Source organism: Pararoseomonas sp. SCSIO 73927, from assembly GCF_037040815.1.
In the GTDB taxonomy this organism is placed as follows: Bacteria; Pseudomonadota; Alphaproteobacteria; order Acetobacterales; family Acetobacteraceae; genus Roseomonas.
On record NZ_CP146232.1, the window covers coordinates 996,721 to 1,019,646 of the forward strand.

General features: G+C 74.7%; 14 protein-coding genes. 5 read left to right on the forward strand and 9 right to left on the reverse strand.

Features of this window, described 5'->3' with window-relative positions:
• Positions 1–227 precede the first annotated feature (227 nt).
• A complete protein-coding gene (locus tag VQH23_RS04735) occupies positions 228–3,083 on the reverse strand; it encodes a hypothetical protein (RefSeq protein ID WP_338664470.1) in 2,856 nt (951 codons plus the stop codon).
• A gap of 337 nt (positions 3,084–3,420) precedes the next feature.
• On the opposite strand from VQH23_RS04735, the gene VQH23_RS04740 reads away from it, so the two are divergent.
• The 4 genes from VQH23_RS04740 (at position 3,421) to VQH23_RS04755 (ending at position 11,104) form a co-directional block, all read left to right on the forward strand.
• On the forward strand, positions 3,421–6,822 hold the full coding sequence (locus VQH23_RS04740; protein ID WP_338664471.1) for a DUF4781 domain-containing protein: 3,402 nt from the start codon (positions 3,421–3,423) through the stop codon (positions 6,820–6,822).
• A 60-nt stretch (positions 6,823–6,882) separates the two neighbouring features.
• A complete protein-coding gene (locus tag VQH23_RS04745; RefSeq protein ID WP_338664472.1) occupies positions 6,883–7,347 on the forward strand; it encodes an SMI1/KNR4 family protein in 465 nt (154 codons plus the stop codon).
• A gap of 221 nt (positions 7,348–7,568) precedes the next feature.
• Complete coding sequence (locus VQH23_RS04750; RefSeq protein WP_338664473.1) at positions 7,569–10,736, forward strand: DUF6973 domain-containing protein; 3,168 nt, start codon at positions 7,569–7,571, stop codon at positions 10,734–10,736.
• Positions 10,736–11,104, forward strand: a complete 369-nt coding sequence (locus tag VQH23_RS04755) for a hypothetical protein (protein ID WP_338664474.1) — start codon at positions 10,736–10,738, stop codon at positions 11,102–11,104. The genes VQH23_RS04750 and VQH23_RS04755 overlap by 1 nt, the downstream gene beginning before the upstream one ends.
• A 139-nt stretch (positions 11,105–11,243) precedes the next feature.
• Here VQH23_RS04755 and VQH23_RS04760 read toward each other — a convergent pair whose 3' ends face one another.
• From VQH23_RS04760 to VQH23_RS04780, 5 genes are read right to left on the reverse strand one after another with little or no spacing between them, the layout of a single operon-like run.
• On the reverse strand, positions 11,244–12,038 hold the full coding sequence (locus tag VQH23_RS04760) for a crotonase/enoyl-CoA hydratase family protein (RefSeq protein ID WP_338664475.1): 795 nt from the start codon (positions 12,036–12,038) through the stop codon (positions 11,244–11,246).
• The gene (locus VQH23_RS04765; RefSeq protein WP_338664476.1) at positions 12,035–13,045 is read right to left on the reverse strand and encodes an acyl-CoA dehydrogenase; all 1,011 of its coding nucleotides are present in this window, start codon (positions 13,043–13,045) and stop codon (positions 12,035–12,037) included. Before VQH23_RS04765 ends, VQH23_RS04760 begins: the two co-directional genes overlap by 4 nt.
• Positions 13,045–14,202, reverse strand: a complete 1,158-nt coding sequence (locus VQH23_RS04770) for an acyl-CoA dehydrogenase family protein (RefSeq protein ID WP_338664477.1) — start codon at positions 14,200–14,202, stop codon at positions 13,045–13,047. The genes VQH23_RS04765 and VQH23_RS04770 overlap by 1 nt, the downstream gene beginning before the upstream one ends.
• Before the next feature lie 4 nt (positions 14,203–14,206).
• A complete protein-coding gene (locus tag VQH23_RS04775) occupies positions 14,207–15,187 on the reverse strand; it encodes a tripartite tricarboxylate transporter substrate binding protein (protein WP_338664478.1) in 981 nt (326 codons plus the stop codon).
• Positions 15,184–16,470, reverse strand: a complete 1,287-nt coding sequence (locus tag VQH23_RS04780) for a CaiB/BaiF CoA-transferase family protein (RefSeq protein ID WP_338664479.1) — start codon at positions 16,468–16,470, stop codon at positions 15,184–15,186. The genes VQH23_RS04775 and VQH23_RS04780 overlap by 4 nt, the downstream gene beginning before the upstream one ends.
• Before the next feature lie 182 nt (positions 16,471–16,652).
• Between VQH23_RS04780 and VQH23_RS04785 the strand changes: the two genes are divergently transcribed.
• On the forward strand, positions 16,653–17,444 hold the full coding sequence (locus VQH23_RS04785) for a helix-turn-helix domain-containing protein (protein ID WP_338664480.1): 792 nt from the start codon (positions 16,653–16,655) through the stop codon (positions 17,442–17,444).
• A 106-nt stretch (positions 17,445–17,550) separates the two neighbouring features.
• On the opposite strand, the gene VQH23_RS04790 is transcribed toward VQH23_RS04785, so the two are convergent.
• From VQH23_RS04790 to sctT, 3 genes are all read right to left on the reverse strand, one after another.
• A complete protein-coding gene (locus tag VQH23_RS04790; protein ID WP_338664481.1) occupies positions 17,551–20,901 on the reverse strand; it encodes a hypothetical protein in 3,351 nt (1,116 codons plus the stop codon).
• Positions 20,902–21,033: 132 nt separating this feature from the next.
• The gene (locus tag VQH23_RS04795; protein ID WP_338664482.1) at positions 21,034–22,125 is read right to left on the reverse strand and encodes an EscU/YscU/HrcU family type III secretion system export apparatus switch protein; all 1,092 of its coding nucleotides are present in this window, start codon (positions 22,123–22,125) and stop codon (positions 21,034–21,036) included.
• Positions 22,122–22,922, reverse strand: a complete 801-nt coding sequence (sctT, locus tag VQH23_RS04800) for a type III secretion system export apparatus subunit SctT (RefSeq protein ID WP_338664483.1) — start codon at positions 22,920–22,922, stop codon at positions 22,122–22,124. Before sctT ends, VQH23_RS04795 begins: the two co-directional genes overlap by 4 nt.
• Between the last annotated feature and the right edge of the window lie 4 nt (positions 22,923–22,926).

Sequence of the window (22,926 nt, forward strand, 5' to 3'; positions counted from 1 at the left end):
GTCTCCGGCGGCGTTGATGACGGCCTATTTGTTCTCCGGGCCGGCGGAGCGGGGGAGCATGGCCCCCCGAAATCTCCCGGGCGGACGCGGCGTGATTGCCCTGAGCCGGAGGTCGCGTCCCCTGCACGCCGCGAGCGGATTGCTGCGGGCCGGCCCGGCTCCGGTCGCTGCGCCCACCCCCTCGCCGTGGCCGGCGACGTCCTCCTCCGGAGGGACGGAGCCTGGAGCTAGTCGTCCATCTGCGAGTCGAGGTTCGCGCCGTCGCCCTTGTAATCCTTGTGGTCGAGGTCCTCGAAGTAGATGTCGCTGGTGAAGACGGTGTCCGGGCGCCGGTCCGCGCCCTCCTTCCACTTCTCAAGCCAGGCCTGCACCTCCTCGGACCGGTAGTCCAGGATGCCCTGGTCCGACGGCGCGTCGCGCTGGCCGAAGGTGTAGATGGAGGCGTCCAGGTAGCGGTAGCGGTCCAGCCCGCCCTCGGCCAGCAGCCCGTCCTTGTCGAGTTGTGTGAAGAGCGCCTGCAGGTCGTCGTGGTGCGCGTTCATCGCCTTGCGGTTCTTCTCGTCCAGGATGATGTCCGGGATGAGGGTGGCGACGGAGAGCACGGCGGAGATGAAGAAGGAGGGCGCGGCGGCCGCCTTCAGCGCGTTGAGCCCGCCCAGCCCGGCCATGGAGAAAACGCCTGCCGCCGTGCCGAAGGCGCCGGAGGCGAGCTGCAGCGCCCCCTTGGCCACCGTCTCGTCCGATCCGCTGTCCAGGCCCTTGCGGATGGTCAGCCCGCCGATCACGGAATCCAGCACGCCGACGGCGGTGTTGCCGCCCGCGTCCAGTACCTGCAGCACCGCGGAGGCGCCGCGCTTCCAGCCGCTCGCGCCCTCCGGCAGGTCCGGGCGCGGCGTGAAGCCGTTCTGCATGCCGTCGATCAGCTTCTGCGCGTCGGCCTCCGTGATGCCGCCGCCCAGGCGCTCCGCCAGCTTGCCGGCATCGGTGTTGAAGTTGATGGTCCCCTGGATGTTGCTGATCAGCGCGTCGCGGAACTTCGGGTCTACCTCGATCCCGCCGCCGACCGTGCCGGAGCGCTCCCCGAACAGGTCGGGCAGGGACTTGCTGAGGCCGAACATGTCGGCCGCCGTCGGCGTCGGCGGCGCGCCGACGGGCTTCTTGCCGTCCGCCTTCTCCCGCGCGCTGGCATTGGCCGTGTCGTAGAGGTCGAGGCCCAGCGTCATGAAGTTCTTGCCGGAGGCGACGAAGGAGATGAAGTCCTTCGCCACGCTCAGCCGCTCCTCCGGCGTGTCCGCCAACGTGCCGCCCTTGCCGGCGAGCTGGTAGACGCCGGAGGCGAGCGAGATCATGCCGCCGGTGGAGCCGAGCACGCCCGCCTTGTTCATCTCGTCCAGCGCCTTCAGCGCGCCGCCATCCGTCGCCTCGCTGAGGGAGGCGTACTTGCCGCCGGAGCCGAGCAGCCGCTCAATGTCGTCGCCGCCGATGGTGCCGTTCTTGGCGTAGAGCGCGCCGAGCTCCTGCATCGCCTTGCCGAAATCGCCGGCGGTTTTCTTGTCCCGGATCACCTCCTCCAGGAACTTCTCGGATTCCACCAGGCGGCGCGGCGCGTCCACGCCGAGCTTCTTCAGCACCTGCAGCACCGTCTTGCCCGCGTCCTGGGTGGCGGTGACGAGGTTCTCCTGGCTGACCTGATCCGGGTTCGCGACCGCCTCGTTCAGGTCCATCGTCAGCGCGTCCACCTGCGCGGCCTGGGCGAAGTCCGCGGCCTTCTGCGGGTCCGCCACGAGGAGCTGGTCGAAGACGCGGCCGATATCAGCCTCCGCCACGTCGGACTTCCCGTCCTTCCGCAGCGCGGCGAGGTGCTGCATGTACTCCGGGCTGAAGGCCATCTCCTCGAGCCGGCGGGCGGCGTCGCCGCCCCCGGCCGCCTTCTCCAGCGCCGCACCGCGCGCGGCCTTCAGGTCCTCCCCCACCGCGTCGGAGGAGAGCAGCTCCTCAATGCGGGCATCCACCTTCCCGCCGTCGATGATCGTGTCGAAGTCCTTGCCGATCGTCTTCTCGAGCGACTGGCCGGTGGCGATGTCGAGGCCGACCATGTTCAGCCCGTCCTCGGCGGCGCCGCGGGCCTGGAGGGCGCGGTAGAGCTGGGCGCGCTCGTCATCGGCGCCGATGCTGCCATCCCCCGTGCCGTCCTTCCACTTCTGGAGCAGGTCCTTCCAGGTCAGCTCGTTGACCGTAAGCTTGCGGTTCTTGTCCTTGGGGTCCGCCTCGCCTGTCTCCATCCCGCCGAGGTCCGTCTTGCCGACTTCCGGCAGGTCGTGCGCGCGCCGGCCCTCATCCACCGCACCGGTGATCTCGCCCTCGTGCGAGGCCTCGTACTGCGCCACCGCGCGGTCGTAGAGGCCGGAGTTCACGGCGGAGGAGACGTGCAGCTTCTCCCCGTCCACCTCGAGCCCGATGAAGCCCTCATGGTCCTTGTTCGGCGGCAGGATCTTCGCGCCTTCCAGCTGCGCGTCCGTCAGGTCGCGCCCGCCCTCCAGCATCCGGTAGCCGTCGTCGTAGCCCTTGATGGTGCCCATCATCCCGTCGAACTGACCGGGCGTCATGTCCCGCTGGACCATGACCTCCTTGCCGTCCTTCAGCCCGACCTTCCACAGATCGCCGCTGCCGTAGCCGACCCAGGAGCTGATCTGGTCCAGCGGCAGGGGATCGCTGCCGCGCAGCAGCCCCAGGCCCTCGTTCCGCACCGTGTTCATCTGCGAGTCCGGCACCTTCGACACCGCCTCGGCGTAGTCGTAGAGGCCGGGATTGTCGGCGCGGCGGACCACCACCGTCTCGCCGCCCGCCTTGAAGGCCAGCACCTCGCCGGTCAGGTCCGGGTGCGCTTCCTGCGCCGCGGCCGGGATCTCGGTGCCGCGCATCTCGGTGGCGGGGGGCCAGACCTCGTTGCTCGTGGCCAGGCGGTAGCCGGAGCCGTCCTGCCGGGTCTGCAGCGCGGCGGCCAGGACGGCCTCGAAGATCCTGGCAGCGTCCTGACCGGGAACCGCGGCGTCCTTCGGCATCACCTGGGCATCAACGCGCATGCAGTCACCTCGAGCAAGGGAACGAAGTTGAATCGTGGCGGCGCCTATATCGAACCCACCCCGGGCCGGTGAAAACGAAGCTGCGATGAAGGTTCGATGATGGCGAAACCAGGAAGATCCTAGAAGGGACCTCATCGATCGACTGAGGGCGGGGCTTGCAAGACCTGTTCCTCGCGGCGGCATACTCCGCGCCCGATCACGGTTGCTTGATACGGTGGATCGACGAAGGCAATTGTCTCCGAACTGTCATCGTCTTGGAGTGGCAGCCGGAGCGATCCCGGTCTTGTTTGCCGCGGTCTCCGGCCTGCCCGGAACGGAAATGACGGAGTTGCCGCGCATGCCGTTCTCGCCCCAAGCGGACACCCTGACGCGTACCGGGGCGGAACCGCCCTCCTCACGCCCGGCGGAGGCGGACGGCGCCGCCTTCGAGGCGAGCGTCGCGCAGCAGAGGAGCGCGGCGGAGGGCGGCGCGACGCCGGCCGCCGCCCCCGCTGCGGAGCCGCCTGCCCCCCCGCCCGAGACGACGCCCGAAGCGCCGCCCGCGCCGCCGCCGGAACCGGCGGTGAGCGAGGAGCGCACCCGGCAGATCGAGAGCTGGGTGGAGCACGATTCCGAGCCGCACAATGACGGCTTCCTCTGGCTGGATCACCACGGCACGGACGAGAAGGTCGCGGACGCGCTGGGGGGCGGCTCCTCCCTCGGCGAGCTGACGGAGGCCGAGGGTGAGCTGCTGCTCGACCGCATGTCGGAGCGCTGGGCGGCCGGCCAGGGCGAGGGAACGCACGGCGCCACCGAGCTGATGGGACGGCTGGAGGACCCGGGACAGCGCGCCCACCTCGCCGGGCGGCTGGCGACGCGGGCCGGCGAGCTGGCGGACGCCCCCGTGGACGGGCTTTCGGACCAGGAGAAGCTGCAGCGGCGCGTCACCATCCAGAGCCTCGCCGAGACGGCGATCACCGGCACGGGCGGCCCGCTGGAGGGGCCGGTGCAGGACCCGCAGGCGCTGGGGGAGATGATCCGCTCCCTCGGCCCGGACGGCGCCGCCTCCCTCGCCCGGGCGCTGGCGCCGGAGCGCGCGGACCTCGCGACGCCGATGCTGGAGACCGGCGGCCCGGACTTCGCGACGCTGGACCGGCAGGCGGAGCTCCTCACCCGCAGCGTCGCCGCGCTCAACGCCGGCCCGCGCACGGAGGAGACGGGCGCCTTCGTGCAGAACGCCTTCGCCGTGGCGACGGAGGGGTCCTACACCATCAGCTCCGTCCCGCGGGACGGCGCCATGGAGCCGCGCGGCGAGGAGGGCGTGCCCGACCTGCGGCAGGAGATGGCGACCGCCCTCTCCCGCGAGTGGAACCCGGAGAACCCCGGCGCCGACCGCGACCGCCTGGCCGGCATCCTCGACACGCACCAGGGCCGCGCCCTGCTGGGCGCGGACGAGACGGTGCCGCTGGAGGCGCGGGTGAACGCGCTGGCGGTGATCCGCGCGGATCCCGGCATCACCGGGGAGACGCTCGGCGCCACGAACGACCCCTGGACCAACCCCGCCATCACGGTCCCGATCGCGCAGGCGAGCGCGGCCCCCTACCTGCAGCGCGGCGACGGCGCGCAGCGGCTGACGGGCACGGACATCGAGAACACCGTCGGCACGGCCATGGGCTTCCCGCCCAGCCTCGACGGCCTCTCGCCCGAGGAGGCGCAGAACGCGCTGGCGAGCGGCCAGAACGTCTTCGCCGAGGGGCCGAACGCCGAGGCCGTCTCGAAGGTCGCCGAGGGGATCCGCACGGCCGCCGGCGGCGACACGGCGGAGGTGGCGGTCGTGCCCGTCACCTACTCCTCCGGCGAGACGGGGCCGATCACCCTGCCCCTCTTCCGCGTCACCGGCGCGGGCGGGGAGGAGCGGTTCGTCGACAACGCGGGCGCCGTGTACCGCGACTTCGACCACTGGCGGGAGACGAACGACCTGCCGTCCGGGCAGATGCTCTACCCCGAGAACGGCCATCTGACGGCCGGCGCGGACGGCAGGCCGGCTCTCGGCCAGGGCAACACGCCGAAGACGGTGGACAGCTTCGGCGAGGCCGCGCTCTCCGTGCTCGACACCGCCGCGCTCGTCGGCGGCGTGGTGGCGGCGGGCGCCTTCATCGTCGGCACGGGCGGCACGGGCGCGCTCGTGATCGGCGGCGCGGCGGCGGCCTACGGCGCAGGGCGCGCGGGCGCGGAGCTCTGGGACCGGGCGGACCACCAGCAATCCCTCTCCCTGGCGGACCCGGAGGCGCGCGGCCTCTGGCTCAACCTCGGCGCCAACGTCGCGGGCGTCGGCGCCTTTGGCAGCGCCGCAAGGCTGGCGCAGATCGCCCGCAGCGGCGCCGCCATCGCGCCGGTGGAGGCCTCCATCCTCGGCTGGACGCAGGCGACGGCCGGCATCACCGACGCCGCCGCCATCGCCAACCAGGGCGTGGAGATGTTCCAGAACTGGAACCAGATGAGCGGCGAGCAGCGGGCCCAGGGCCTGCTGCAGATGGCCTTCTGGGGCGCGACCACCGGCGCCTCGCTCCGCAGCAGCGGCGCGCATCCCGGCGACATGTTCAACCCCGTCGCCATCCGCGACAGCCTTCTCGACACCTATCGCCCGCCCGTGGTGGCCGATGCCTCGCTGCCGGGGAACACGGTGCGGATCGTGGCGGACGGGCAGACGGGGGCGGTGCGGGAGATCCGCCACGGCCCGCAGGCGACGCCGGAGGACATCGCGCTGCACGAGCGCGCGGCGATCGCGGCGCAGCGCACGGGCACGCTGGAGGCGCGGCTGGGCGCGCTGCTGGGCGGGGAGGCGGCGCCGCCGCCCGGATCCCAGGGCTGGGCCGCGCGGCAGGACATCGCGAAGATCCGCGAGCGGACCGACGCGAACATCGCGCTGCTCGCGCGCGACGACCTGACACCCGCGCAGCGCGCGCAGGTCGAGAGCGACATCGCGGCCGACGGCGCCTATATCGACCAGCTCACCGCCCGGGTGAACAGCTTCGCCCGCAATCCGGGCGAGGTTTATATCGACGGCCCGAGCAGCGGCCTCTCGCTGGCCCGCGAGATGGGCGCGGAGAACCTGCTGAACGGGCTGAACGCGAGGTCCACCTACTACACCTTCCGTGTCGGGGAGGACGGCGCGCTGATGGCGAGCGCGCGCAACCATCCCTGGCTGACGGAGTACCGCGTGGAGCCGGGCGCGGACGGGCCGCAGCTCACCGTCTCGCGCCAGGGCGTGGGGCTGGTGGACGGCACGCCGCCCATCAACTCCCGCTACGCCGGGGAGACGATGCCGCGGAGCGCGCTGACGCCGGATTCCCAGGCCAACTACACGGACGCGCTGGAGATGCTGCCCGCGCCGATCCGCGCGGGGTTCGTGGACGGGGTGCCCTTCTCCGCGGAGGGCTACCCGCAGATGCCCTCCGTCTTCCGGGCGGAGCTGCCGGAATCCGGCTACGTCGCCTCCCGCGAGCAGCACTTCCGTGAGGCGAACCGGCAGCTCCGCACGCCGGAGGGCCAGCAGGCGCTGCGCGATTCCGGGCTGCGGCAGGACCAGATCGACGAGATCCTCGCCGATGCCGCCGCCCATCCCGACCAGTCCCCGGCGGAGTGGACCTGGCACCACACGGAGAACCCGGGCGAGCTGGTCCTCGTGCCGCGCGGCATCCACAACGCGGTGAAGCACACGGGCGGCAAGAAAATCTGGGGCGGCGGCGGGGCGGAGTAGGGCTTGACCCCTTCCCGTTCCCCTACCCTGATGCGGCCCTGAGGACCGCTGGAGAGAGCCATGAGCGACGGCTGGACGCCTTATCTCCGTTCCGACTTCCCCGAGGCGGGCGACGAGGACCGCGCCCGCATCGAGGCCGAGACCGGCCACCGCCTGCCCGAGGATTACTGGCGGCTGGCGCGCGCGAACCAGGGCCGCGTGCCCGATCCCGAGTACGTGAGGCTGGAGGGCGGCGGGCGCGCCCGTATCGGCGTGTTCCTCTTCCTCATCGAGCGCGAGCGGGTGACGCGGACCGGGGAGCGCAGCTACGGCCTGCTCTCCGCCTTCCGCGGTGCGCAGGAGATGTATCCGGCGGGGATCGTGCCCTTCTCCGACGACACGGGCGGCAATTTCATGGCCTTCGACTACCGCGGCGGCGGGGAGCCGGCGATCGTGTTCCTGGACCACGAGACGGAGGGCGAGGCGGGCATCACCCGGGTTGCGCCGGACTTCGGGACAATGATGGGCCGACGCGAGGCCGAGTAAAGGAAGTATCCTGAAGGAAATACTTTCCTAATTTGGTGCCACTCGCGCGGCATTTCTGGCCGACTGTCACACACCTCAAAGCATTGCGATCAGATCAGGGGCATTGTCATGGCCCTGTAACGCCCGGACGCTTGATCGGGCGGCCCGCGATTTGAAATCTGCGCGCGGCAGGTGCCCCGGGCGCCCGCCGCACGGCAACCGCGGAAGACGGAGACGCGTCCATGGCCCCCCTCGACGCTGCCAGGCCCCCCAGCTCCTCCGGTGGCTCCTCCGGCGCATCGCCCTCCAGCAGCGCCTCGGTCAGCGACGCACCCGCGAAGAGCTTCGACACGGCCGTCGCCCGCGAGAAGGCGCTGCCCCCTGCCCCGCCGCCGCTCACCGGGGAGAGCCGGGGCGCCAGCACGCAGACCGGTACGCCGAAGGGCGCGAGCGAGACGGATGTCGCCTCGGCCGGCGCCTCCGAGGTCACGAAGCCCGCGCCCGCCGCCACCGGCGCGGCAGATGGCGCCTCCGGCACCGTCCGCAACGCGCTGGACACCGGGGCCTCCATCGACAAGCTGAACAGCGACGGCGACAGGGCCGTGGTGCAGCTGACCGGCGAGGCCAACCTCTCCCTGCCCACGCCCTGGAAGTTCAACGCCACGGGCAAGGCGCAGTACGGCTTCGAGGCGACCGTCACCCAGGTGGGCGACGCGCCCGCGAACCCCGGCGACAAGCCGCCGCAGTACGAGGTGACCTTCGGCAAGAACGTGCAGGGCGGGCTGGGCGCGGAGCTGCGCCTCGGCGGTGCCGGCAAGTTCGGCGGCGAGCTGAACCTCGGCAGCGCCGACCGCGTGACCATGCGCTTCGACACGAAGGAGGAGGCCGCGCGCGCGGTGGACTCGCTGGAGCGCATGGCGGCCGCCGAGACGATCCGCGACACTGCCTCCGTCATCCCCGGCCCGGTGCAGATCCCCGGCGCCTCCGGCCTGCCGCGCAATCCCGCGGGCAACCCGCTGAACGGCGCCTCCGACACGCCGGTGGAGACGCCGGGCGCCGACCGCCCCGGCCCGAGCGAGGCGGGCAACGGCCCGGGCGGCTACCTAAACCCGAACAACCTGCCGGAGATCGTCGGCGAGGCCGCGGCGCGGCAGGTGGAGCCGAACGCCGCCGACCAGGCCTTCCTGCGCGACCACATCGTCTCCTACGAGCAGCAGCTGACCGTGCAGGAGCGCGTGAAGCTGGAGGGCAAGCTCTCCGACAACCTCGCGCTCGAGGGCCGGTTCGACGCGAACCAGAGCGTGATCCGCACGGTGGAGCTGCCGCCCGGAGATGGCGGGCCGGGCAGGCTCTCCTACGCGATCGAGGGCGCGAACGAGCTGACCACGAAGGAGAAGCTCGACTTCAAGAAGAACATCCTGAACCCCGCGCTGCAGGACCCGAAGGTCGGCAGCTTCGGCTACAACGCGAACAACGTGCGCGACGTGTTCGACAGCAGCGGCCGCGTCACCCTCTCCTGGGACATCCCGGCCGATCAGTTCCAGGGCAACGGCCAGCCCCTGCCGGAGGCGGACCTGCTCTCCTCCGGCGGCTGGGCGCACCCGGACGAGATCTCCGTCCGCACCCAGGCCAACGTCATGGCGCAGTCCCCGCTGGACGCCAGCCGCACGGACCAGATCCAGCTGCAGGCCGAGGCGACGCTGAAGAACCCGGATCAGCACGCGGCCCGCATCCTGGAGGGGCTGGCGCACGGCAACCTCGGCGACGCGCTGTCGCAGGTGCCGGCCGACACCACCGTCTCCACCCGCGCGCAGTTCGTGGCGCGCGACGGCACGCAGACCCAGCACCAGGTCGGCGTGGAGCTGAAGGGCATCGGCGAGGCGAAGGCGAGCCTCATCGCCAATGTCGGCAACGACGACGTGCAGGTCCGCTCCGACCGCAGCTGGACCGGCGCGCAGCCGCCGGCCGAGGCGCAGCCTGGCGATCCCGCCGCCCCGGTGGAGCCGGGCAGCCCGCCGCAGGGCCGCCCCGACCAGCTCGTCGTCGTCCCGCGCGACGGGCTGAACATTCGCCCCTCCCCCGATACGAGCGGGGCGCCGACGGGCGTGTTCCAGCACGGCAGCTTCCTGCAGCCCACGGGGCAGCAGGCGACGGACGCGGCGGGCGGCACCTGGGTGGAGGTGCGCGGCACCGACGCCGCCGACAAGCCCGTGCAGGGCTGGGTGGCGCAGGAGCACACGGCGACGCACCCGGACGGCGCGATGGACTCCACCGGGCGCATCAACCCCGAGCTGGAGAAGGCCGGGTTCCGCGAGGTGACGGTGCAGCCCGGCGACACAATCTGGGACATCGCCAAGCGCGAGGGCACGGGCTTCGAGGACACGGTGGCGCTGAACCGCGACCACATCATCCAGCCCGACCTGATCTTCCCCGGCGACACGGTGTACCTGCCCGGCACCGCCGCCCCGCCCGCCCCGGCGGCGCAACCCGCGCCCGAGCCGGCGCCCGAGCCCGCGCCGCAGGGCGGTTCCGGCAACGGCCCGTCGGGAGGAACGAGCCAGGGTGGGACAAGTCAGGGCGGCGCCAGCCCGCCCAGCGGCGGCAACCCCTCCGCACCGCCCGCGGGGCCGTCCGGCGGCTCCTCCCAGCCTTACCCCGGCGCCTCGGACGGCTCCTCGGGCACGCCGCCCACGGGCGGCCCTACCGCGCCGGAAACCCCCGCGCCTGACACCACGGCGCCCACCACCCCGGCCCCGGACACCTCCGGCCGCCCGGATCTCGGCGCCGTGCTGCGCGACAACCAGGTGCAGGCGGACCCCGGCGGCATGGTGGAGTACGCGCCGGTCGGCGGCCTGTTCGGCAGCCGCACCATGACGGCGACCGAGGCGGACATGCTCGGCGGCCTGTTCCCGCCCTGGAAGCAGAACGACGTGAAGGGCATCGCGGAGCGCGCCAGCGAGACCGCCGCGGGCGCCTTCCCCGACAACCCCGTGCCCTCCGACGTGCCCTCCGGCCGCGCGAACGAGTGGCAGGGCAATGACGGCCACCGCGACGCCATGCGCCACGCCCTCGGCGCCGCCCTGCTGACGAAGGAGTTCGGCGCGGACTGGGCCGGGCGCTTCACCACCGCGCATGAGGGCCTGCCGGAGGAGGACCAGAACGCCGACCGCGAGGCGATGGACCTCTACAACAACGGCGTCGGCATCCGCATCGCCGAGGAGAACCCGGACGCCTCCGAGGAGGAGTTGGCCGGGCTGATCCAGGAGGCGATCGGGCGCGGCGAAATGGTGGTGATCGGCCCGGACCATGAGCTGGCCTGGAGCGATGGGGTGCCGGTCGGCGGGCACAACCTCGCCGACGATCCCGGCGTTCCCGGCGTGCGGACCGTCCCGAACGGAGCGAGCGAGTGATGGCAGGCAACACCGGCCGCCTGGCGGCGGCCCTTCTGATGGGAGCGGCAGCGATGGCGACAGGGACCGTAGCGGAGGCCGCGAGCTTCGACCGCAGCGCCTGGGAGGCCGGCCGCGGCAACGACACCGGCCGCAACCCGCGCGCCGGCCAGGTGGCGGCGCTGCGCGAGAGCGGCGCGGTGAGGCCCGGCACCCCGCGCGACGCGGTGCGCGCCCTTCTCGGCGCGCCGGAGAACGTGTCCGAGAGCGCGGAGGGGGCGCGGGAGCTCTACTCCCTCGGCATCGGCTTCGGCGGCAGCCTGGAATACTTTGCCGTGCAGTACGACGAAGGGGGCAAGGTGACGCGCGCCTCCCTCGTCCGGGGCTGATCCCGGGGGGCTGATCCCGGGGGGCTGATCGCGGGGGGCTGATCTCGGACCTTGCCGCCGCGATGGCGCCCTGCGGGGCGCGCATGGCGGGCGGCAGGGCGTGGCCGCTGAAGGGCCGGGGGCCGCGACCGGCTACCCGCTACCGGCCCTCGAACTCCGGCCTGCGCTTGTCGAACCAGGCGTTCACCGCCTCCTCGTGGTCCCGCGTGGTGTGTGCCAGGGCCTGGAAGGCCGCCGACATCTCCAGCAGCGAGGAGAGCCGCATGTGCTGCCCTTCCCGCAGCAGGCGCTTGGTCATGCGCAGCACCTGGGGCGGGTTGCGGGCGATGCGGCCGGCCAGCTCCCGCGCCGCGTCCATCAGCGCGCCATCCGGCACCACGCGGGAGATCAGCCCGCACTCCAGCGCCGCCCGCGCGTCCAGCCGATCTCCCGTGAAGGCCATCTCCGCCGCCTTGGACTGGCCGACCGCGCGCGGCAGCAGCCAGGCGCCGCCGTCGCCGGGCACGATGCCCACGCTGACGAAGCTCTCGGCATAGAGGGAGCTTTCCGCGCCGATGCGGATGTCGCACATGCAAGCCAGGTCCAGCCCCGCGCCGATGGCCGGGCCGTTCACCGCGGCGATCGTCGGCACGTCCAGCTCGTAGAGGGCGAGCGGGATGCGCTGGATGCCGCGCCGGTAGCTCTCGCGGATCTCCGCCGGGGGCATTCCGAAGCGCTCGCGCATGGATTTCAGGTCGCCGCCGGCGGAGAAGGCCGTGCCCGCCCCCGTCAGGATCACCGCGCGCAGGTCCGGCTCGGCGGCGATGCGGCGGCAAGCCTCGGTGAAGGCCTCCGTCGTCTCGCCCTCGATGCCCAGGGCGTTGCGCCGCTCCGGCGCGTTCATGGTGAGGGTGACCACCGGCCCCTCGCGCTCGAAGAGAAGAAAGTCGCTCATGCCGTCGCCTCCGGCGCTGATGGGCCCAGATGCGCGCGCACGAAGGCCAGGGTTTCCGTCTCGTTGCCGGCCAGGAAGCGGCGGCCGAGCCAGGCGCCCCAGTGCGCCTCCCCGCCGAAGCGCATCCGGCCGGTCCGCAGCCGCTCCGTCAGCAGGTGCAGGTCCAGCTCCTCCGTGATGCCCATGGCGCCGTGCAGGGCGTGGGCGATGGCGGAGACGCGCTGCGCCGCCTCCCCCACGCGCAGCTTGGCGGCGGCGATCCGCAGGGGGTTCAGCCCGGCGATCCCGTTGCCGTCGGGCACAGAGGCGAGCTGCGCCGCCATGCGGGCGGCGAAGACGTCCTCCGTCATCACGCTGACCTGCTGCTGCACGGCCTGGAAGGCGGCGACCGGGCGGCCGAACTGCCGGCGCTCCCCCACGTGGCGGACCGTGCTCTCGAGGACGCGCTCCATGGCACCGGCCATGGCGGCCGTCTCCGCCCAGGCACCGGCAGGGAGAGGGTCCGGGGTGGCCAGGCGCCGTCCCGCGTCGCCGGGCCAGCGCAGGACGCGGCCGAGGGGGGAGCCGGCGCCTTCGTCCTCCTCCGCCTCCTCCACGGGCAGCAGCCGCGCACCGTCTTCCCCCTGCAGCAGCACCCAGGCGGCGGTGACGGCCGAGGGCACCCGCGCGCCATCGGCGTAGGGCTCACCGAGGAGGATGGCGCCGGGCGGCGCCCTCTCCCCGGCGGCGGCCCGGCCCGTGCTGATCACGGCGCGGGCGAGCATCGTCTCGCCCAGCGGCAGCGGCACAGCGAAGCGCCCCGCCGCCATCAGCACGGGCAGGGCCTCCGCGGGGCCGAGGCCGATCCCGCCCGCCTCCTCCGGCACCAGCGCGTCGGGGAAGCCCGCGCGCTCCAGCTCCTCCCACAGCACCCCGGGCGGGCCGCCCGCGCGGATGGCGCGCACCGCCGCGGGGGTGGCGTGGCGGGAGAACAGCTCCTCGGCAGAACGGAGCAGCAGGCCGTCCATCAGCGCAGCCCCATCCCACGCGCGATCATGCCGCGCAGGATCTCCCGCGTGCCGCCGCGGAGCGAGAAGGAGGGCGCCATGGCCGCCGTATAGGCCAGCGTCCGCATCAGCGGCCCGGGCGGGGTGGGGCCCGGGCGGGCCAGGATGTCCGCCACCACCACCGGGATCAGCTGCTCGAACTCGGTGCCGAGGTCCTTCACCAGCGCCGCCTCCACCACGGGGCTCTCGCCCGCCACCAGCCGCCCCGTCACGGCGACGGACATGGCGCGCAGCACGGCCAAGTGCGCCAGCAGGCGGCCCAGCAGCGCCTCCGCCGCCTCGCTCGCATTCCCGGCCTCACTGGCCTTGCGCAGCCAGCGCGCCCACTCGTCCAGCAGCACGGCGGAGGAGAGCACGCGCTCCGGCCCGCTGCGCTCGAAGGCCAGTTCGGCGTTCACCTGTGCCCAGCCGGAGCCCTCCTCGCCGATCAGGGCATCGGCGGGCAGAAGGACGTCCTCGAACACCACCTCGGAGAAGTGGGCGTCCCCGGCCAGGTCGCGGATCGGGCCGATCCGCACGCCCGGCGCGTGCAGGTCCACGAGGATCTGGGACAGGCCCCCGTGCCGGTCCGCCGCCGTGCCGCTCGTCCGCACCAGGGCGATCATGTAGTGGGAGTGCTGGGCGTTGGTGGTCCAGATCTTCGCGCCGTTCAGCCGCCAGCCATCGCCGTCCCGCACGGCGCGGGTGGCCACGCTGGCGAGGTCCGATCCCGTGTTCGGCTCGCTCATGCCGATGCAGAAGAAGGCCTCCGCCCGGCAGATGCGCGGCAGGTAGAAGCGGCGCTGCGCCTCCGTCCCGAAGCGCTGGATCAGCGGCCCGCTCTGGCGATCCGCGATCCAGTGGGCGGAGACGGGGGCGCCGGCGGCCAGCAGCTCCTCCACCAGCACGTAGCGCGCGAAGGGGCCGCGCCCGGCGCCGCCGTACTCTCTCGGGAAGGTCAGGCCCAGCCAGCCGCGCGCGGCCAGCCCCCGGCTGAACTCGGGGTCGAAGCCCATCCAGGATCGCGCGCGCCGCTCGGGCGGGATGTCGGCCACGGTCTCCCGCAGGAAGGCGCGGATCTCCGGGCGCAGCGCCTCGTCCTCCGGCGGGATGGCGGCGAGCGGAAGGGCACCGATCATGCGGCTAGTCCAGCCTCACGCCGCTCTCGGCGATCACGCGGCCCCAGCGGGCGGTCTCCTCGCGCAGGATGCGGCCGTACTCCTCTGGGGTGGAGCCCAGCGGCTCCGTGCCCTGCTCGGCGAGCCTCGCCCGCACCTCGGGATCGGCCAGGGCCCCCATCGCCGCGGCGTTCAGCCGTTCCACGATCGCGGGCGGTGTGCGCGCGGGCACCATCATCCCCTGCCAGGCGCCCACCTCGAAGCCGGGGATCAGCGTCTCGGCCACCGTCGGCACGTCCGGCAGCGGCGCCAGGCGCTTTGTGCTGGTCACGGCCAGGGCGCGCAGCCGGCCCTCGCGGATCAGGGGCAGGGCGGAGTTCACCGTGTCCGTCAGGAACTGCACCTGCCCCGCGGCGGCGTCCACCAGGGCCGGGGCGCTGCCGCGGTAGCCGACATGCACGGCCTCCAGCCCCTGGGACCGCAGCAGCAGGAAGGCGCCGAGATGGGTGACGTTGCCGTTCCCCGCGGAGCCGTAGGAGAGCTTCCCCGGCCGCGCGCGCAGGTGCTCCACGAAGCCCTGCAGGTCGTGCACGGGCAGGGAGGGGTTCACCGCGAGCACCAGCGGGATGGTCGCGGTCTGTAGCACCGGCGACAGGTCGCGCGCCGCGTCGTAGGGCAGGCGGGTGTAGAGCGCGGGGCTGAGCGCGATGGAAGAGGTGTTGTAAAGCACCGTGTAGCCGTCCGGCTCCGCCTTCGCGACGGCCTCGTTCCCGATGTTGCCGTTGGCGCCGGGCCGGTTCTCCACGGGGATGGGCTGGCCCAGGGCCCGCGACATGCGCTCCGCCAGCACGCGCGCCACGATGTCGGTCGGCCCGCCCGGCGGGAAGGGCACCACCAGCCGGATCGGCCGCGCGGGCCAGGGGGCCGGCTGGGCGCGCGCGGCGGGTGCGGCCGCCAGCAGCGCGCCAAAGCCCGCCAGCAGGGTGCGGCGATCGGGGTGGGTCATGCTGTCCTCTCCGCTTCCCGGTCCTGGTTCCGGTCCTGGCGGGCGGGCCCGGCGGCGGCGATGACGCCGCTGGCGAGCAGCGCCTCGATCTCCCGCCCGCCGAGCCCCAGCTCGGAGGCGAGCACGGCGCGCGTGTCCTGCCCCAGGCGCGGCGGGGCGAGGCGATAGCTGGCCGGGCTGCGGGACAGGCGGGCGGGGTAGGCGATGACATCCATCTCCGTCCCGTCGTCCCGGCGCATCCGGCGCAGCATTTCCCGCGCGGCGATCTGCGGGTCCGCCAGGATCTGGTCGATGGAGTTGATCGGCCCGCCCGGCACCCCGGCCTTCGCCATGGCGTCCAGCAGCTCCGCCGCGCGCCAGGGCGCGATGGAGCGGGCCAGCTCCACCTCCAGCACGCGCCGGTCGCGCAGCCGTCCGGCATTGCCGGCGAAGCGCGGATCGGCCGCGAGGTCGTCGCGCCCGAGCAGGCGGCAGAGGGCCTGGAACTGCCCGTCGCTCCCGCAGGTGACGAGGATGTAGTCGTCGGCGCAGGCGAAATCCCGGTAGGGCACGACGTTGGGATGCGCGTTGCCCAGCCGCCGCGGCACCTCGCCGCCGACGAGGTGGTTCATTGCCTGGTTCACCAGCAGCGCCACCTGGCTGTCGAGCAGGGCGCAGTCGATGTGCTGCCCTTCCCCGGTGCGGTGCCGGTGGTTCAGCGCCGCCAGGACCGCGGTGGTGGCGTAGAGGCCGGTGAACAGGTCGCTGACGGGCAGCCCGACCTTCACCGGCCCCTCGCCCGGCTCGCCCTCCGGGCGGCCGGTCACGCTCATCAGCCCGCTCATGCCCTGGATCAGGAAGTCGTAGCCGCCGCGCGCCGCGTAGGGGCCGGTCTGGCCGAAGCCGGTGATGGAGAGGTAGAGGAGGCGCGGGTTCCGCCGCAGCAGGGCCGCCGCGTCCAGCCCGTACTTCGCGAGCCCGCCCACGCGGTAGTTCTCGACGAGGATGTCGGCCCCATCGGCCAGGCGCTGCACCAGGGCCGCCCCCTCGGGCCGCGCGAAGTCGATCGCCAGCGACCGCTTGTTGCGGTTGGCGCAGAGGTAGTAGGCCGCGTCGGGCCGCGCCGATCCGTCCTCCAGGAAGGGCGGGCCCCAGCCGCGGGTGTCGTCGCCCTTGCCGGGCCGCTCCACCTTCAGCACCTCGGCCCCCAGGTCGCCCAGGATCTGCGTCGCCCAGGGGGCGGCGAGGACGCGGGAGAGGTCGAGCACCTTCAGCCCGGCCAGGGGTCCGGGGGACGGTTCCACGCCGCGAGGACGATCCTCGCCGGACAGACCTGCCGACTGGCCCATTCGGGCGCTTCCTCCCGGCAGCAGGTTCCCCGGCCGCCCTGTCAGTTTCATTTGCTGAAATTGTGTTTCACAACTAGCCTAGCAGCGGGATCCCGGGCCGGGGAACAGAGATTCGCCGCCCTTCGAAAGATTCGTCGATGCCCTCCTACGAACCCGTCACCGCCCTGCTCCGCGGCCTGGAGGTGCTCCGCGCGGTGAACCGGCCGGACGGCGCCACGGTGAAGGACATCCACCGCCTCACCGGCCTCAACCAGCCGGCGGTGGTGCGGATGCTGGAGACGCTGATCCATGCGGGGCTGGTGATCCGCCAGCGGGACAGGGCCGCCTACCTGCCCACCGGGCGCACGCTCGAGCTCAGCGCGGGCTACGTGGCGCACCGGGAGGTCGGCATCGCCGCCACGCCGGTGATGGAGGCGCTGCGGCGGAGCACCGGCTGGCCCTCCGATGTCGGCGTCTTCGACGGGGACGCGATGGTCGTCGCCCATACCAGCCGGGTCGAGGGGCGGCTGCTCTTCGGGCGGCGCCCCGGCTACCGGGCGCCCGTGCTGGGAACCTCGCTCGGCCGCGCCTTCCTCGCCTTCTGCGGGCCGGCGGAGCGGGAGCGCGCCCTGGCGCTGGCCGCCGCGGCGCCCGATCCCTGGAACGACCCGGCGCGCGACCCGCCCCGCGCGGACGACCTCCTCCGCGGGGTGCGCGAGGCCGGCTTCGCCACCATGGACGGCGCCTATGCCGCCCGGGAGTACGGCGGGCTGGCCGGCGCGATCGGCGTGCCCGTGCTGCTCGACGGGGTGGCCGTGGCCGCGCTGAACCTGATGTACCTCAACGAGGCGGCGGAGCGGGACGAGGTCGTGCGGCGCCTGCTGCCCGTGCTGCAGGGCGCGGCGGCGGAGGTCTCGGCCGCCCTTGCTCGGTCGCGCGGCAGGGGCTGAGGGTAGCGGCAGAGGGCGGAGAAACGGCCGGGGAAAGCTCCGGAGGGAGACCCTCCTCCGGGACAGGCCGCGGCCCCAAGACCGGAACACCGGCCCACGGCCCGCCCTACCCGACGATCTCGAACCGCCCCAGCCTCGCCGCGATGGCGAGCCCGTCCCCGCGGGACAGCCGCGCGACATGGGCCGTGCGGATCGCCGCCGCGCCCCAGTGGCCGAGGGCGCGCGCGGCCGCGTCCAGCCCGCCCTCCCCGCGCAGGGCAGAGGCGGCGGCGATGGCGAAGCCCTCGCGCGCGGCGTCCAGGCCCGTGGGGCCGTCATCCGCCGCGGCCGCCCCGCTCCAGCTCCCGCCGAGGACGGAGGAGAGGGAGAGCGCGGCGCCAGAGGCGAGGGCCAGCGCCAGCCCGCCCCGCAGCGGCGGCGGCGCGGCGCGCAGCAGCGGCGTGGGGGAGGCGCCGGCGGCCGTCATCGCGTCCCAGGCGGCCAGTGGCCCGTGCAGCCCGGCCAGCATCGCGAGGCCGGCCGGGCTGGCGGCGGCGCCGGGGGGCGGGCCATGGCGTTCCTGCCGCACCAGCTCCGCCACCCAATCCCCCGCAAGGCCGGCCCAGGCCTGGCGGCGGCGACCCGCGCCCTCGCCGCGGCGGGCGCTCTCCATGGCCAGCAGCGCGGCGGCGATGGCCTCGCGCGCGCGGGCGGCACCGGGGCCGCTGCCGTGCGGGCCGGCGGGGGCGCCGAGGCCGTAGGCGAGGACGAGGCGCAGCTCCTCCTCGGCCTGGGCGGCGCGAACGGTGGCGCCGTCGCGCAGCACGGTCCAGCCGGCCTCCTCGCCGACGCCGCGGATCACCTCGATGCGGGGCGGGACGCTCTCCGAGAGGGCCACGCCCTCCTCCCCGGTGCGGGCGATGCCGGCCAGCAGCAGGTGCGCGGGCGAGCCCCCCCAGGTGGCGATGCCCTGGCCGGGCGCGAGGTCGGCGAGGCGCGCGGCGCGCCCCTCCCGCAGCCGGGCGAGGAGGGCCATCCCCTCCTCGATCGCGGCGGCAGGGCCGGCGGGGCCGACCGCGACGAGCGCGGCGGTGTCGTCCTCGCGCCAGAGCCGGGGGGTGCTCTCCGGCAAGGGTGCGGCGCCGGGGGCGGGGGCGAGGTCGATGGGGACGGGCACGGGGCTGGTGACGGAGACGTAGGCGCCCGCCATCGCCTCCCGCCGTGGGTCCGCGCCCTCGCCCAGGTGCAGCGTGGCGCCGCCGGCGCCGGGGGCGGGCGGCGCGCCGGCCGTGAGGGGCGGGGCGGTCGCGCCCCCCTCGCCGCGGGTCCCGGCGGCGGCGGTGCCCATCGCGGCCCCGGCCACGGCCCAGCCGGCCGGGCCCGGGGCGAAGGAGAGGGTCATCCCGGCGGCCGCGGCGGCCTCGGCCGGGGCCCCGAAAGAGGTGGGCAGGACGGGCGCCGCCTCCGCGCCCGCGACGTGCCGCTGCACCGCCTCGGCGGCCGGGGCCGCGTGCCGCGTCCAGAAGGCGGCGGCCTCGGGCGTGATCGCGGGGTCGATCCGCAGCGCGACGGCCGGGGGGACGGAGACCGCCTCGATCCCGCCGCCCAGGACCACGCCGCCCGCGTCCCCGCCGGGCGGGACGGCGATGGTCAGCGGCGGCATCGCGATGCCGAGGGAGGGCTCGCGCGCCAGGGCCACCACGGCGGCACTGCCGGGCGGCAGCGCGGCGCCGGTCGCGATCGGGGCGGGCTGCCCGGCGGCCACCAGCAGCGCCGCCGCGGTGCCGGGGGGCAGCTCGGCGGGCGGCCCCAGCACCGCTCGCGCCTCCTGCCGCGCCGCCTCGGCCGCGAGGCGCGAGAGAGGTTCCGCGGCGGTCGGGCGCGAGGGGGACTCCGCGCCGGTGAGGCGCGCGAGGGCGGCAGCGCTCTCCGGCGTGAGCGAGGCCTGGAGGTCGCGCAGGGCGGCGTCGGCGGCAGAGGCGACCTCGCGCGGCGCCCCGGCCCGCAGCAGCGTTGCGGCGGGGCTGCCCACGGCGTCGAGGCGGGCCAGGCCGGCGGCGTCCGGGATCGCGGCTGCCGCCCTCTCGACCACGGGCGGGGCCGCGCCCCCGACACCCGCGGCCGGCGGCGCGGGGGCGCCCGGAAGAGCCTCGCTCGCGGGTCGCGCCGGCGTTCCGGTGGCATCCGTCACGGTCCGGACGGCACCCGGCAGGGCCGGCGCGGCGGCGGGGGTGGGCAGGGCCTCGGCGAGGGACCGGGTGACCGTCCCGACCGCGTCGGTCACCGTCCGGGCGATCCCCTGGGCCGCCCCCTGGACAGCCCCCTGGGTCGCCCCCTGGGCCGCGACGCCCGCCGCGGGCAGGGCCGGCGAGGCGGTCGGCCCGGTTGGCACGCCCTCCGTCACGCTCCGGACCGCCGCGCCCGCGGCATCGACCGTCGCGCGGACGGCGCCCGCGGGGCCCTGGGGAACCGCCGGGCCGGGCGTCGGCAGCGCCGGCCCGGCCGGCAGGGCCTCGGTCGCGGCCCGGATCGCGTTCTGCAGCAGGCCCGACGGGGCGGGGAGCCCCGGCGCGGGCGCTGCGCCGCCGACGAGGGTCTGCAGCACCTGCCCAACGCCCTGGGTCACGCCCTGCAGGGTCGAGGAGACCGCCCCGATGACCCCTCCGACCGGACCCGGCGCCGGGAAGCCGGCTTGGCCGCCGGCCCAGCTATCCGTGCCCCGGGCTGGCGGGGCCGTCGTCCCCGCACCCGGCGGCGGGCCGCCGGCGGCCGCAGGACCCGGCCCGGCCCCCGGCCCGGTCGCCGGCCCGGTCGCCGGCCCCTGGCCGCGGTTCGATATCGTTCCTGCAAGACCCTGTCCGGGACCGGCATTCGCCACCGGCTGCCCCGGCCCGCCGGGCGCGCCGGCCCCGGCATTGCCGCCCATGGGGCCCGGCACTCCGCCCGCCGCGCCCGGCGTTCCCGCACCAACCTTACCGCCGATCGGGCCCGGCGTTCCGGTTCCGGCGATGCCGCCCGCCGGGGCCGGCACCCCGAAGCCCCCATTGCCGACCGCCGGGCCCGGCACTCCGGCCCCTGGCTGGCCGCCGATTGCGCCCGGCACCCCGGGCCCGGCGTTGATCCCCGCCGGACCTGGCGCCGTCGGAGCCGGCGCGTTCGGCCCCAAGGGCCAGCCGGCATCCCAGCGCGCGCCGTTGCTGTCCCGCCGCGGCCCGCCATTCCCGCCGGGGATCACGCCGTCCCAGGCGCCAGGGTCGCCGCGGCCGCCGGCCTCGTTCCGCTTGCCGCCGCCGAGCAGCCCGCCCAGCAGGTCGTTCACGGCCCCCGTGGTCTCCTTCAGGAGCTCGCCCGGCAGCTTCAGCCCGCCCTCGGCCGCGTCGGCGAGGGACTTGTCCCAGCGCTCCCCGCCTCCCCCGCCGGCGCCCTCCTTCGGGCCTCCGCCGAGCAATCCCTTGATGCCGCCCCCGAGGAGGGTCATGGGCGTCCTCCGTTCCGCCGCGCCGGGGCGCAGCATGGCCGGGCCGCGGGCGGCGCGGTGTGAAACCCGTCCCGCCTCGCGCGATTCTGACCAGCGCCGCCGGGCCGCGGCGCGGGACAAGGGAGCACGGGGTCAGATAGCACCGGCCCGCACCATCGCGCCGGCGACCTCGCCGAACAGGTCCTGCGGCACGAAGGCCCCGGGGCGCGTGCGCGCCCAGAGCAGACGGGCCACCGCCGCCTCCTGCGCCACGGGAATGCCGGACCCCGCGGCCCTTTCGAGGATGCCGTCCGCCCGCGGCCCCTCGCCACGCGCCACCACGGAGGGCACGGGCGTCTCGCCGCGCACGAAGCGCACGCCGATGGCGATGGCGGGCTGCGTGCCCTCCGCCGGGGCGTGGAGGATGAGGGTCGCGGCCGCGGCGCCGCCGCGCGGGGCGGTGGCGGCGTCGCGCATCAGGGCGCGGCGGGCGGACTTCACGTGCGGGTCGCCCTCCTGCTCCTTCCGCTCGCGCTTCTGCTCCGTCACGCTCATCCGCATGTCGCGGCCGAAGAGCCAGGACTGCAGCCCGAGGTCGCCGATGCCGACGGCGAGGAACACCAGGATCGCCGCCGCGATCATCGGCGTGCCGAGCGCGCTCACCAGCGAGACCTCGCAGCCGATGCCGCAGGACGGCGCCAGCAGCAGTGCCCGCAGCCCGCCCCAGAGCACCGCCACCAGCGCCGCCGCCAGCAGCACGGTCTTGGCGAGGGACTTCAGGAACTCCATGAGCGAGCGGAGGGAGAAGATGCGCTTGAATCCCTCCACCGGGTTGATCTTCTCCGGCTTCGGCGTCACCGGCTCCATCGAGAAGACGAGGCCGCGCAGCGCGACGATCGAGGCCAGGATCGCCACCCCCGGCACGATCAGCAGCAGCGGCAGGACGATCTGCGACACCGCCTCCTCCACCGCGCCCCGCAGCACGCCGATGCCGGCGGTGAGGCGCTCGGCCTGGTTCGGCGCGGCCACGGCGCGCGTCACCGCCTCACCCCCCGCCCGCACCAGGGCAGTGGCCACCGCGGCGAAGGTGCCGCCCGAGAGCAGCAGGAAGCCCGCGCCCGCGGCGAAGGTGGCGCCGGAGACGAGGTCCTTGCTGTTGGGGACCTGGCCCTTCTTGCGGGCATCGTCGAGCTTCTTCTTCGTCGCGGGGAGGCTTTTCTCCTCGCTGCTGTCGCCCCCGCTCACGGCGCGAAGCCCCGCAGCAGCTCCCCCGCGCCGGCGAGGGGCAGGAGGAGGTCGCGCAGGTAGTGCGGCAGGAAGATGGCGTAGAGCGGCAGGGAGACGACGAAGACGATGCCCTTCACCGCCATGGCGAGGTCGAACACGTTCAGCGCGGGCGCGAAGCGGCCCACCAGCGCGAGCGCCAGTTCCGTCAGCAGCAGCGCGATGAGGATCGGCGCGGCGAGGACGAGGCCGGAGCGCACGAGGTTGTCCAGCAGAACCAGCGTCCGCAGCCCCGCCTCCGCCGAGAAGCGCGGCACCGCCTCCAGCGGCGGCCAGATCGCGTAGCTCTGGTAGATGGCGCCCGCCAGCAGCGACATGCCGCCGCTGAGGAAGAAGATCGCGATCAGCGTCAGGCCCAGCAGCGTGCCGGTGATGCCCGCCTCGTTCGCCTGGGACGGGTCGGGGATGGTCGCCGCCTCCGACCCGCGCTGCTGGTCGATGAACTCGCCCGCCGCCTCGGCCGCCCAGAAGGGCACGCCGGTGACGAGGCCGAGCACGATGCCGATCACCGCCTCCTTCACCAGCAGGGCGAGCAGGATGTAGCCGCCCGTGCCAGCCGCCGCCACCTGCGGCGCGAGGCCGGGCACGAGCGGCATGGCGAGCGCGAAGGCGATGCCGCCGCGCAGCAGCCCCGTCAGCCCGAAGCGGGTGAAGAGCGGGTTGACAGCGAAGACGGCGAAGAGGCGCGCCGTCGCCAGCCCGAGCGCGACCATCGGCGCCAGGAGCAGGTCGAAGAGCTGGGCGAAGGCGCCTCCCACCCGC